We start from the raw sequence: 11,520 nt of genomic DNA, 5'->3' as shown, positions 1-11,520 counted from the left end.
GGGCGTTCGGCGATGTCCGCAGCAGGCGGGGGATTTTTTCACACGCTCTCAGGGCGACGGCTGGCGGCAGGCTTGCTGGCTCTGGCGTGCAGTCTGCGCACCGGCGGCATCCTGGTTGTGCTGGCGCACCTGGGCGATCACCTGCCAGTTGCGCTCGCACAGGCTGCCCTGGCGCGTGCCCTGCTGCCACGACTGCATCGCGAGGCGCTCCGCGTTCGCGTAGTCGGCCTTGCCCAGCGCAAGCTCGGCATGTTGCTGCAACTGCTCGGGCCAGCTCGGCGCGGGTGCGGCAGCCACCGGCGTCACGCTCGCGGCGCTCGCCTCGCCGCCCTGGCGCAGCGGCGCCAGCGACTCGAACTTCTCCTGGTACTCGTCGGTGACCTGCTTGGCCTCGTCGCTGTTGCGGATGATGCGCGGGGTGATCAGCACGATCAGTTCGGTGCGGTCGCGGTTGCGGTTGGTGTTGCCGAACAACCGGCCGATGACGGGGATGCGGTTGAGGCCGGGGATGCCGGTGTTGGTGACGCCCTCGTCCTGCTGGATCAGGCCGCCGAGCAGCACGGTCTGGCCGCTCTGCACCGCGACCTGGGTGGACAGCGCGCGCTGCGAGATCGACGGGTTGCCGTTGACCAATTGCTGCGAGGAATCGCGCTGGCTGACCTGCTGGCTGACGTCCATGTAGACCAGGCCGCCGGGATTGATCCGCGGGCGAACCTTGAGGATGACGCCGGTGTTGAGATAGTCCACCGAGTTGTAGCTGGTGCCCGTGCCGATACCGGTGTTGACCGTGGTCTGGTTGATCGGAATGCTGTCGCCCACCTGGATCGCGCCGACCTGGTTGTTCATCACCACCATCGAGGGTGCCGACAGCGTCTTGGTGTTGCCGCTGGTCTCCATCGCGCGCACGGCGACCTGCATGTTGGAGTTGAGGAAGGAGTAGAAGAACGGCTGGCCGCCGTACGCCGGCCCGCCCACTCCCAGCGCGCCGTACTGGCTGGCGGTGGTGGAGCCGGGGATGAAGTTGCCGTTGTTGTCGACGGTGCTGCCGACGAAACCCTTCAGGTACCACTGCACGCCGAACTGGAACGCGCCGGTGAGCCTGACTTCCAGGATGCGCGTCTCGATCTGCACCTGCAGCGGCACGTTGTCGAGCTTGTCGATCGCGCGCTTGATCTCCTCCCACTGCGAGGGGCGGGCGCGGATCAGCAACTGGTTGTTGCTGTCCACCGAGCTGATCCGCACGCTGCCGTCGCTGGAGGCATATTGCTGGCTGGTTTCCGCGTTGCCGCCGCTGTTGCCGAAGCTGGTCGCCATGCCGCCGGACATCGCGCCCGGCTGGCCGTTGCCGCTGCCGTCGCGACTCTCGCCGCCGCTGTTGAAGCCGCCGCTGCCGGCGCCGTTCATCGCGCCGCCGCCGACCGCGCCGGTGCCGGTGTTGCCGAAGCTGCCGGCGGTGCTGCCCAGCGGGTTGGCGTTGACGTTGTCGGCGCTGCCCAGCGTGCCGCTGCTCAGGCCCGGCCCGACCTGGCCGCCGTTGTCGCCACCGCTGCCGGCGCCGTTGGTGTAGATCTGCGCCAGGTAACGGGCCAGGTCGGAGGCCTTGAGATTGCGCACGTCGTAGACGAACAGCTGCGGCTGGTTGCCGCCGCCGGCATCGATCTTGGCGACCCACTCGCCCACTTCGCGCAGGTAGTCGGGCTGGGTGCTGATGACCACCAGTGCATTGGTGCGCTCGATCGGGATGAAGCGCAGCATGCCGGCCAGCGGCGTGCTGCCGTGTTCGCCGAACAACGCATCCAGCTTGGGCATCAGCTCGGCGACGCGGGCGTACTGCAGGTTGAACACGCCCACCGAGGTGCCGCGCAACCAGTCCACGTCGAAGGTGCGGATCATGCGCTCGTCGTCGGCCAGCTCCTGTGGCGTGCCGGCCAGCACGATCAGGTTGCGCGAGGGATCGACCAGCAGCACCGCATCCTTGCGCACGAACGGCTTGACCAGCTTCTGCATCTCGGTGGCGGAGATGTAGCGCAGCGGGAACAGCCGCGCCTGCAGGCCGCCGCCGGGCGCGGCCGCGCCGAGGCTGGGCACCAGGTTGCCGGCGACGGCATCCTTCTCCGGCAACACCACGTAACCGCCCGCGCGCTTGACCAGCGCGTTGTGGGTCCAGCCCAGCAGGGTTTCCAGGATCGGCAGCGCCTGCTCCTGCTCGACCGGCTCGGCGGTGGAGAAGGAGATGTTGCCCTCCACGCCCGGCACGATGGTGTAGTTCTGCTTGAGCAGGTCGCCGAGGATCGCCTTGACCACCGCCTGCACCGGCTGGTTCTCGAAGTTGAAGGTGACCGCATCCTTGCCGGTGGCGCTCTTGCGCGGCGTGACCAGCGCGGAGGGCCGCACGAACTGCCCGCTGCCGGCGCTGATGGTGGCCGCCGGCGGCGCGGCGGTGGGCGCGGCCAGGTCGCGGTTGAGCGGCAGCGGCGCGGGCACCGGGGCGTGCGTGCCGGCCATCGCTTCGCGTTGCAGCGCACCGTCGTCGCGCGGCTGCGGGAGGCTGGCGCAGCCGGCGAGTGCGACCACGGCGGCCAGGATGGCGGTGCGCGCGGTGCGCATGAGGAATCGGCGAGGCATGGGTTCAGTGCTCTCCTTCGTGGGACGCGGCAGCGCGTTCCGCACGACGTTTTTCGATGGTGCGACGCAGTTGTTCCAGCGTCGACCGGGATGGGCTGTTCGAGGCGGCCGGCGCCATGGACGAGCGGGCGGGCCCGGGACCGGATTCGAAGTGCGGTCGCGCCGAGGCATCGGGCTGCGGGTGCAGCATCGAGGCGCCCGCCGCCGGCGGTCGGTCGCGATCCGGTGCGGCGTCGCCGCGAACCTGGTCGATCGGCGCGCCGGCCGGCAGTTTCAGTTCGGTGCGGCCGGCGGCCGAATCGAACACCGCCGAACGCTGTTGCACCTCGACCAGGGTCACGCTGCCGTCGGGCAGGCTCTCGCCCTGGCGCAGGCGGATCTCGTGGTTGCCGTTTTTGTCGTGCAGCAGCGCCATGCGCAGGCTGGGGGTGATGATGATGCCGGTCAGCTCCAGGTCGCCCAGGTTGCTGCCGCCCTCGCTGGCATGCGCCACCGGCTTGCGGTCGGGATTGAACAGCGGCTTGCTCCACACCACGCTGAACTGCTGCAGCGGCACGGCTTGCGGCAGGTCGGCGCTGCCGGCCGGCGGCAGCGGCGACAGCGTGCGCGGCGCCGTCCAGCGAATGGCGCGGCCGACCCCGCCGAGCAGCATCAGCAGCAGCACGCCCAACAGCACGGCCACGCCGGCCAGCACGGGAGTGAGTCGACGTTGCTGGGCGGCGTTCATGGCGCGGCTCCGGCATCGGCATCGGCGGGCATCGGCGCGCCGGCCGAGGGGCGCACGTAACCGGAGAGCGTGAACTGCACTTCCAGCGGCGCGCCCTGCTCGCGCTGTGCGGCGACCGGGTTGCGATAGATGCTGAGGTCGTCGACGAACAGGTACGGCCGGCCCTGCTCCAGCGCCTGCAGCACCGCCGCCAGCGGTTCGATGTCGCAACTCAGGCTGATGCTGACGGCGGCCTTGCGATACGGCTCGCCGGCCGACGTCGGCGGCGTCGGCAACGGCATCTTCTGGCTCACCACGCAGCGCCCGCGCCCGGTGTTGCGGCCGACCACGTCCACCACCTGCTGCATCAGGTCGGCGGCGGCATTGTTCGGATCGCTGGCGGCGAGGAACGCGTCGCTGGCGGCCTGGCCCGCGCCCATCTCGTCCAGCCGGCGCTGCAGCGCCGGCTTCTCCGCGATCGCGGCGGCGTAGCGGCTGTGCGTGTCGCGCAGGTGCGCCATCTCCTCGTGGATCTGCCGCAGCGGCGCGACGAACCACCAGTGCAGCAGCACCAGGTAGGCCAGCGCGACCGCCAGCAGCAGCAGCGCCACCGCAACGATGCGGCGTTCACGCGGCGCGAGGGTCGGGCGCGTCATGGCGTGTCCCCGCTGCCGGCGGTCGGCGCGGGCCTGGCCGCCGCGGCTTGCCTGATGCGCGCGGTGAGGTAGAAGCGCTCCTTGCCGGTGGCGGCGTCGGGCTGGATGCTGCCCTGGAAACCGGCATCGGTGATCACGCTGGAATCCTTCAAGGCGTCGAGCAGCTTGGCCGCCTGCTGACTCTGCCCCTGCATGCCGATCTGGCCGGTGGCATCGACACTCAGGCGCTCCAGCCAGGTGCCATCGGGCAGGCGCGCGGTGGCATCGCGCAGCAGCTCCAGCATGCCGACGGTGTTCTTCTTGCGTTGGGCGAGGAAACCGGCGGCGCCGGCGTTGTCCTGCAGTTGCTGGCGCAGCGAGGCGACCTGCGCCGCCTCGCCGCGCATCGCGGCGACCTGGTCCTGCATGGTGGCCAGCGCGACCTCGCGGTTGTGCCGCCATTCGAGGCCGGCCAGCAGCAACAGCAACACCACGCCGGCAGCAAGGATCAGGTTGAGCCGTCGCCGCGGATGCGCGCGGCGCGGGCGCTGCTCCGGCGGCAACAGGTTCACGCCGAGGCGACCGTCGGCCGCGGCCACGTCCACCGCATCGACCGCGATGCCCTGCGTGCGCAGGCGCGCGAGCAGCGGATCGACGCCGGCGCGGGCCGCCGCGACCAGTTCCACCTGGCAGCGCCCGGCGGCCGTCGCGTTCAGTTCGCGCACGGCGTAATACACCTGCGCCACGCCGAACGGGGTCTGCCGATCCATCTCGAAACCGACCACCTGGTGCAGGTTGTCGCGCGCGGCCAGCGGCAACGACAGGCTGCGGCGCAGCACCTGGGCGGACGGCAGCAGCAGGGCGACGCGCAGATCCTCGCGATCGACCTGTGCCAGCGCCGCGCCGAAGCTGCGCCCGGGCAGATCCTCGACCGCCTCGTTCCACTGCGCCAGCACCTCGGCATGGCCACGCCGGCGCAGCGACCAGGTCTCGCCCTCGACCTGCAGCAGGTACCAGTCCGCGCCGCTGCCGAACCAGCTGCGCCAGCGCGGCGGCAGCAGCGCGCGCAGTTCGCCGCCCCACCAGGCAAGAAAACCCGGCAGCGGCGAGGCGCGCCACTGGCGGCGAACGCGCTCCCAACCCGGCTGCAGCGACGGCATCGCCGTACTCATTCGGACTTTCCCTCCTGCCAGCGCAATACGGCGTAAGGCTTCTCGCCAGCCTGCCCCGGCTGCATGCGGATCGTCGCGCGCAACACCGCGCTCGTCCCGTCGGCCAGGGTGGCGACGGACTCGATACTATGCGTGGTTCCGTTGTTGAGAGCCAGACTCGGATCGCTGGCGTTTTTCGCCCGGGTGGCGCGGATCGCGGCCAGTTGCTGCGGAGTCATCCCGGGAATCGCCTCCAGCGCCAGCGGCGGCGCGGTGTTCGGGTTGGGGCTGGGGCTGCCGGACCAGATCGTCAGCACCGGCGCCAGCTGGCGGTACAGCGCCGGCGTCATGCCCAGCACCAGTTGCAGCTCCTCCACGGTGACGAACGGGCCGTGGCGCGGGCCGTAGTCGCGACCGGCGGCGGCATAGGCGGCGCGCTGGCTGTCCACTTCACCGGCGAGGCTGGGCGGGCTGCGCCAGTCGACGATGTGGCGGACCAGTTCGCCGGCCTCGCGCGGCCGCAAGCCGGCGGCATGCAGCAGGCCTTGCAGCACCTCCGGCGTGGCGCTGTTGAGATCGACCTTGCCGTCCTCGTCGATCGCACGCACCACCACGCTGGCGTGGTCGTAGGTGAACGGGTAAGGCCGCCCGTCGCCGATCCAGCGCTGCTTGATGCGCGGGTCCTGCAGACCGTAGATCGCGCGCATCAGGCCGGCCTCCGCGGCGTAATGTGCCTGCGTGCCGGCGAACTGGTAGCGCGCCTGCAAGCCCTCGGTGCGCGCCAGCGCGGCGTAACCGCCGAGCAGGATCGCCAGCAAGGTGCACGCCCACAGCACCAGCAGCAGGGCGACCCCGCGCTGGCTGGACGCGTTTTCCAGACGGCCGCTCATGGCGGGGTACGTCGCAGTACGTGGATGCGCAACGGCCCACCGGCGTCGAGCGGTTCGATGCGCAGCGGGATGTCCAGCCGCGGCCAGCTGGCGCGGCCCTGCGGCTGCAGCTCGATGCGCACCACTTGCGGCAGCGAGCGGTCGGCCGTCCACTCGCCTGCCCACGGCAAGGCGCTGCCGTCGGCATCGGTGCCCAGATAGTGGAAGCCGCCTGCGCGAATGTGGTCGAACAGCACCTGCGGCTCACCCAGCGCCTGCGGCGGGCCGCCATCGGGCGGCAGCAGGGCCAGGCGCAGCTCCAGGCGCAGGCCGCCGGCGCCGTCGTCGACCAGTTGCAACTGCTGCAATTGCGGCCCGAGCTTGCCGAGGTAGCCCGGCAGCGGCGCGACATAACGCATCTCGTGCGCGTCGCCCTGGAAATAGACCGGCTCGCCACGATCGGTGCGGCTGATCGGCGCAGCCAGGCTTTGCGCCAGTTCGCGACGCAGGAACTGTTGCGCCGCGCGCAGCTGGTCCATCCGCTCGATCGCGGCGGTGCCCGAGCGCACGCTGCGACTGGCGCTGGCGATGCCCGAGTACACGCCCAGCAGCAGCAGCGCCAGCAGCACCAGCGCGGCGAGAATTTCCAGCAGGGTGAAGCCGGCGGCGCGCTTCTTCATGGCTGCGCCTGCGCCGGCTCCGCCGCGGCCAGCCGCAGGGTGCGGAAATGGGCCACCTGCGGATGGACCGCCGGACCCCAGCTGACTTCCAGATCGAGCTGATAGAGCTGCAGCGGTGCCTGCGCCGGCGTCGAGCCCGGACGCCACGGCGCCACGTTCAACTGCCAGCGAAAGCGCTGGTCGAACCGCCCGGACGTGCTGCCCGGCCGCACCGGCTCGTTGGTGAACGCCGTGTCGAGCAGGCTGCGCGCCCACAACGCCGCCTCGCTGTGGTCGGCGGCATTCTCGCTCAGGCGGATCGAGCCGCCCGCCACCCGCATCAACACGGTGAACGCGATCGCCAGCAGGGCGATCGCGGCGATCACTTCGAGGAGGGTGAAGCCGTTGGCGCGCGGAGCGCGCCGGGAATGGGGAATAGGGAATAGGGAATGGGAAGAGCAACAGCCACGGCCCCGCGGCAACTTGCTTTGCCTATTCCCTATTCCCGATTCCCTGTTCCCCGCCCTCATGGCTGATCCACCACCCGCACCTCGCCAGTCAGCCACGACACGTTGACGTGCCATTCGCGCTGGCCGGCTTTCAAGGTGATGCGGCCGCCGGTGGAGCTGCCGTCGGGAAAGAAGCGGATGCGGCCGGTATGGTCGTCGGGGCGGTCTTCCTTTGCGCTGGTGATGCTGACCTTGAGGCCCTTGGGCAGGGCGACGTCGCGATGGCTGGCACCCTGGTAGCTGTTGGCGCGGGTATCGACGTCGAAGACCTGCTCGTCGGCATGCACGATCGCCTGCGCCCGCGTCGCGCGCAACGCCCCGGCCAGTTCGCTGCTGGCCGCGCGCACCCGCGCCCCGGCCAGCCCCCGCGTCACCGACACCGACACCGCCACCGCCGCCAACCCGATCAGCACGATGACCACGAGCATTTCGAGGAGGGTGAAGCCGGTGGCGCGCTGCGCGCGCCCACGGCAGGGAATAGGGAATGGGGAATAGGGAATGGGAAGAGCGCTCGAGCACGTCGCTCTTCCCATTCCCCATTCCCTATTCCCTATTCCCGGCTTCATTGCCAGTTCCCGGCATCCGCATTCAGCCCGTCGCCGCCGGGCTTGCCATCCTCGCCGTAGAAGACGAGGTCGTATTTGCCGTGCTGGCCGGGGTACTGGTAGCCGTAGTCGTGGCCGTAGGGGTCCTTCAGCTGCGACTCCTTGGCGTACGGGCCCTGCCAGTTGGGCGCGTTGCCGGGCTTTTTCACCAGGTCGACCAGCTGCTGCGGCGGCGTGCCGTTGTCGAGCATGTAGTTGTCGATGTCCTGCGACAGCGTGCTCAACTGAATCTTGCCGGTCTTGTACTTGCCCTTGTCGAAACTGGGGATGACCTTGGTGATCACCGCCACCGCCACGATGCCGATCAGCGCGATCACGGCGAGCATTTCGAGGAGGGTGAAGCCGCCGGCGCGCTGCGTGCGCCCGCGGCTTCGCCCGGGAATAGGGAATGGGGAATAGGGAATAGGGCGCGCTCGGGAGCCTGCCGCATTCCCGCCTCCCCGCTCCCGATCTCCAACTCTCCGTTCCATCGACACCAAAGACATCACCATCACGTTCTCTCCATCACTGAATCGAAAAACCCAACTGCTTCGTACTCCCCTATTCCCTATTCCCTATTCCCCATTCCCTATTCCCTGCTCTCAATCACTGAATACTGCTGGTCATGCTCAGCAGCGGCAGCAGGATGGCGGCCATGATGATGCCCACCAGCACGGTCATCACGATGGTCAGCGCGGGTACCAGCGCGGCGAGCAGGCGGTCGATCGAGCGGCGCGATTCCAGTTCGAAGGTGTCGGCCACTTTCAGCAGCATGCCGTCGAGCTGGCCGGCTTCCTCGCCCACCTGCACCATCTGCAGCGCGAGGCGCGGGAACAGTTTCGACTGGCCCAGCGCGAGGCTCAGGCCGGCACCGCCCTTGACCTGTTCGTGCGCCGCACCGAGCGCCGCGTCCAGCGCAACGTTGCCGGTGACCTGGCGCGCGATGGTCAGCGCGCCGAGCAGCGGCACGCCGTTGCGCAGCAAGGTGCCCAGCGTGCGGGCGATGCGCGCGGTCTCGACCTTGAGCAGCAGCGGGCCGATCACGCGCAGCCCCAGCAGGCGCGTGTGCCAGGCCAGCCGCGCCGCCGGATCGCGCAGCCGCGCGCGCCACACCAGCCCGCCGCCGATCAGCAGTACCGCGATCAGCCACCACCAGTCCGCCAGCAGGTTGCCCAGCGCCAGCACGGCCGAGGTGATCCACGGGATCGGCACCTGCATGTCCTGGAAGATCGGCACGAACTGCGGCACCACGTAGGCCAGCAGCAGCACCAGCGAACCGAGCACGCCGACCATCAGGAACGCCGGATAGATCAGCGCGTTGGTGATGCTGCCGCGCAAGGCCTGCGCGCGCTCCAGGTAGTCGGCCAGCCGGCGCAGAGTTTCCTCCAGCGAACCGCCCGCCTCGCCCGCGCGCACCAGGCTGATGTAGAGGCGCGGGAACACGCCGTGCTCCTCGTCCAGCGCCGCGGACAGCGTGGTGCCGCCGCGCACGCGATCGCGTACCCGCTCGATCAGCTTCTTCGCCGATTCGCCCTCGGGCAGGTCGAGCAGAATGGTCAGCGCGCGGTCCAGCGGCTGGCCCGCGCCGAGCAGGGTCGCCAGCTGATGGGTGAACAGCGCCAGCTGATCGCCGGTGAACGGCCCGCGCTTGAACATGCCGGCCAAGCCACTGCCGGTCGCCGCGCCCTCCGCCGAGCGCGCCTCCAGCGGCGTGTGCCCCTGGTCCTGCAGCCGTGCGATCACCTCGTCGACGCTGCCCGCTTCCATCTGGCCCTGCAGCGTTTCGCCGGCGTCGTTGACGGCCTTGTAGCGGAACTGGCTCACTTGGCTGGCTCCGCCAGCCGGGAATGGGGAATAGGGAATAGGGAATGGGAAAAGCGGGTCGCCGCGAGTTTGCGGCCCCTGCTCTTCCTATTCCCTATTCCCGATTCCCGATTCTCAGCCCTCCTGCGTGACACGCATCACCTCCTCCAGCGTGGTGATGCCGGCGACGGCCTTGGCGATGCCGTCCTCGTACATGGTGCGCATGCCTTCGGCGCGGGCCTGTTTCTCGATCTCGCCCTCGCTGGCGCGCTGCATCACCAGGCGACGCAGCGGGTCGCTCATGGTGAGGAACTCCATGATCGCGCGGCGGCCGCGGTAGCCGCTGGGGTTGGTCGCGCTGGTGCCGGGTTTCCACAGGCGGATCGGGCGTTCGTCGGTGTATTTCTCCAGTTCGAACTGCGCGATCACCTCGGGCAAGGCCTCGTAGGCAATCGCGGTTTCCGGATCGAGCCGGCGCACCAGGCGCTGCGCCAGGATGCCGTTGATGGTGGAGCCGAGCAGGTAATCCTCCACGCCCATGTCGAGCAATCGGGTGACGCCGCCGGCGGCCGAGTTGGTGTGCAGCGTGGACAGCACCAGGTGGCCGGTAAGCGCGGACTGGATCGCGATGCGGCAGGTTTCCAGGTCGCGCATTTCGCCGATCATGATCACGTCCGGGTCCTGGCGCATGATCGAGCGCAGGGCGCCGGAGAAATCCAGCCCGATCTGCGGCTTCACCTGGATCTGGTTGATGCCTTCGAGCTGGTATTCGACCGGGTCCTCGACGGTGATGATCTTCACGTCGTTGGTGTTGATCTGGCTCAGCGCGGTGTACAGCGTGGTGGTCTTGCCGGAGCCCGTGGGGCCGGTGACCAGCAGGATGCCGTGCGGCTTGTTCAGCACGTCGACGAAGCGCTGCTGGAAGCTGTCGGTGAAGCCGAGCGAGGCGAAATCGAACACCACCGATTCGCGGTCCAGGATGCGCATCACCACCGATTCGCCGAAGCTGGTCGGCACGGTGGACACGCGCAGGTCCAGCTCCTTGCCCTGCACGCGCAGCTGGATGCGACCGTCCTGCGGCAGGCGGCGCTCGGCGATGTTCAGCCGCGCCATGATCTTCACGCGCGAAATCACCGCGGCGGTCGACGACGACGGCGGCGCTTCGACTTCATGCAGGACGCCGTCGATGCGGTAGCGCACCTTCAGGCGGTTCTCGAACGGCTCGATGTGCACGTCCGAGGCGCGCTGCTCCACCGCGCGCTGCAGGATCAGGTTCACCAGCCGGATCACCGGCGCCTCGGAGGCGAGGTCGCGCAGGTGCTCGACGTCGTCCTCCTCGGCGGCGCTGCCGTCGAGGTTCTCCACGATGGTGCCCATCGCCGAACGGCCGGAGCCGTAATAGCGCTCGATCAGGCCATCGATCTCCGAACGCAGCCCCACGCGCAGTGCGACAGGGCGTCCGGCGGCCAGCTCGACCGCGTGCAGCGGATACGGATCGGCCGGATCGGCCACCAGCAGGGCCAGCCCGTCGCTGCCTTCCTGCACGGGCACCACATGCTGCTGCTTGAGAAAGCGCAACGAGAGTTCCAGCTCGGCCGGCGGCAATTCCGGCGCGTCGCGCGCGGCCAGCAGCGGCACCTGCAGCAGTTCGGCCCAGGCCTCGGCCAGGTCGCGTTCGGAAACCAGCCCCAACCGCGCCATCAGCGTGGTGAGCGTACCTTCGGTGGATTCCTCGTGCAGGCGCCGTGCGCGGCCCAGGTCGGAATCCTTCAGCCGGCCGCGCGCGACCAGCCAGGCGCAGACAGCGGCCTCGCGGTCATCGCCCACGCCTGCCCCGCCACCCGCCGGCTCGATGGCTGCCGACATCCGTCACCTCACGTTCAATGCATGCCCGATACGCGGCGCCCCCCGACACCGCGCGGAAAACGCCATTGGTATCACAACGGAGCCTGCGGGGCATTACCCACCGCGAAACGGGG

11 protein-coding genes are annotated in these 11,520 nt (G+C 69.5%); all 11 read right to left on the bottom strand.

Annotated features, from left to right (window positions below; genetic code table 11):
* Positions 1–48 precede the first annotated feature (48 nt).
* The 11 genes from gspD to gspE all read right to left on the bottom strand — a co-directional run bounded on the left by gspD (position 49) and on the right by gspE (position 11,407).
* Positions 49–2,625: a type II secretion system secretin GspD gene (gspD, locus tag ACVCMI_RS04775; RefSeq protein ID WP_447097242.1), complete on the bottom strand. Its 2,577-nt coding sequence runs from the start codon at positions 2,623–2,625 to the stop codon at positions 49–51.
* A 4-nt stretch (positions 2,626–2,629) separates the two neighbouring features.
* On the bottom strand, positions 2,630–3,352 hold the full coding sequence (locus ACVCMI_RS04770) for a hypothetical protein (protein ID WP_395116344.1): 723 nt from the start codon (positions 3,350–3,352) through the stop codon (positions 2,630–2,632).
* Positions 3,349–3,987: a type II secretion system protein GspM gene (gene gspM / locus ACVCMI_RS04765; RefSeq protein WP_447097243.1), complete on the bottom strand. Its 639-nt coding sequence runs from the start codon at positions 3,985–3,987 to the stop codon at positions 3,349–3,351. The genes ACVCMI_RS04770 and gspM overlap by 4 nt, the downstream gene beginning before the upstream one ends.
* Positions 3,984–5,138: a type II secretion system protein GspL gene (locus ACVCMI_RS04760; RefSeq protein ID WP_447097244.1), complete on the bottom strand. Its 1,155-nt coding sequence runs from the start codon at positions 5,136–5,138 to the stop codon at positions 3,984–3,986. The genes gspM and ACVCMI_RS04760 overlap by 4 nt, the downstream gene beginning before the upstream one ends.
* Positions 5,135–6,007: a general secretion pathway protein GspK gene (locus ACVCMI_RS04755; protein ID WP_447097245.1), complete on the bottom strand. Its 873-nt coding sequence runs from the start codon at positions 6,005–6,007 to the stop codon at positions 5,135–5,137. Before ACVCMI_RS04755 ends, ACVCMI_RS04760 begins: the two co-directional genes overlap by 4 nt.
* Positions 6,004–6,666, bottom strand: coding sequence for a prepilin-type N-terminal cleavage/methylation domain-containing protein (locus ACVCMI_RS04750; RefSeq protein ID WP_395116336.1), 663 nt, complete (start codon positions 6,664–6,666; stop codon positions 6,004–6,006). The genes ACVCMI_RS04755 and ACVCMI_RS04750 overlap by 4 nt, the downstream gene beginning before the upstream one ends.
* The gene (locus tag ACVCMI_RS04745) at positions 6,663–7,082 is read right to left on the bottom strand and encodes a prepilin-type N-terminal cleavage/methylation domain-containing protein (protein WP_395121333.1); all 420 of its coding nucleotides are present in this window, start codon (positions 7,080–7,082) and stop codon (positions 6,663–6,665) included. The genes ACVCMI_RS04750 and ACVCMI_RS04745 overlap by 4 nt, the downstream gene beginning before the upstream one ends.
* An 89-nt stretch (positions 7,083–7,171) precedes the next feature.
* Positions 7,172–7,633, bottom strand: coding sequence for a GspH/FimT family pseudopilin (locus ACVCMI_RS04740; RefSeq protein ID WP_447099488.1), 462 nt, complete (start codon positions 7,631–7,633; stop codon positions 7,172–7,174).
* A gap of 83 nt (positions 7,634–7,716) precedes the next feature.
* Positions 7,717–8,142: a type II secretion system major pseudopilin GspG gene (gspG, locus tag ACVCMI_RS04735; RefSeq protein WP_447099489.1), complete on the bottom strand. Its 426-nt coding sequence runs from the start codon at positions 8,140–8,142 to the stop codon at positions 7,717–7,719.
* 202 nt (positions 8,143–8,344) lie between these two features.
* Positions 8,345–9,562, bottom strand: coding sequence for a type II secretion system inner membrane protein GspF (gene gspF / locus ACVCMI_RS04730; RefSeq protein WP_447097246.1), 1,218 nt, complete (start codon positions 9,560–9,562; stop codon positions 8,345–8,347).
* Between the two features lie 114 nt (positions 9,563–9,676).
* A complete protein-coding gene (gspE, locus tag ACVCMI_RS04725) occupies positions 9,677–11,407 on the bottom strand; it encodes a type II secretion system ATPase GspE (RefSeq protein ID WP_447097247.1) in 1,731 nt (576 codons plus the stop codon).
* Positions 11,408–11,520: the final 113 nt, after the last annotated feature.

Source organism: Rhodanobacter sp. UC4448_H15 (genome assembly GCF_052978265.1).
Note: the sequence above shows the minus strand (reverse complement) of the source record. Positions and strands in the feature narration are given on the sequence as shown.

What these genes read in the sequence shown, in the direction of transcription:
- gspE (WP_447097247.1), bottom strand. Translation starts at nt 11,407, where the DNA reads ATGTCGGCAGCCATCGAGCCGGCGGGTGGCGGGGCAGGCGTGGGCGAT.
- ACVCMI_RS04750 (WP_395116336.1), bottom strand. Translation starts at nt 6,666, where the DNA reads ATGAAGAAGCGCGCCGCCGGCTTCACCCTGCTGGAAATTCTCGCCGCG.
- gspM (WP_447097243.1), bottom strand. Translation starts at nt 3,987, where the DNA reads ATGACGCGCCCGACCCTCGCGCCGCGTGAACGCCGCATCGTTGCGGTG.
- gspD (WP_447097242.1), bottom strand. Translation starts at nt 2,625, where the DNA reads ATGCCTCGCCGATTCCTCATGCGCACCGCGCGCACCGCCATCCTGGCC.
- ACVCMI_RS04770 (WP_395116344.1), bottom strand. Translation starts at nt 3,352, where the DNA reads ATGAACGCCGCCCAGCAACGTCGACTCACTCCCGTGCTGGCCGGCGTG.
- ACVCMI_RS04755 (WP_447097245.1), bottom strand. Translation starts at nt 6,007, where the DNA reads ATGAGCGGCCGTCTGGAAAACGCGTCCAGCCAGCGCGGGGTCGCCCTG.
- ACVCMI_RS04760 (WP_447097244.1), bottom strand. Translation starts at nt 5,138, where the DNA reads ATGAGTACGGCGATGCCGTCGCTGCAGCCGGGTTGGGAGCGCGTTCGC.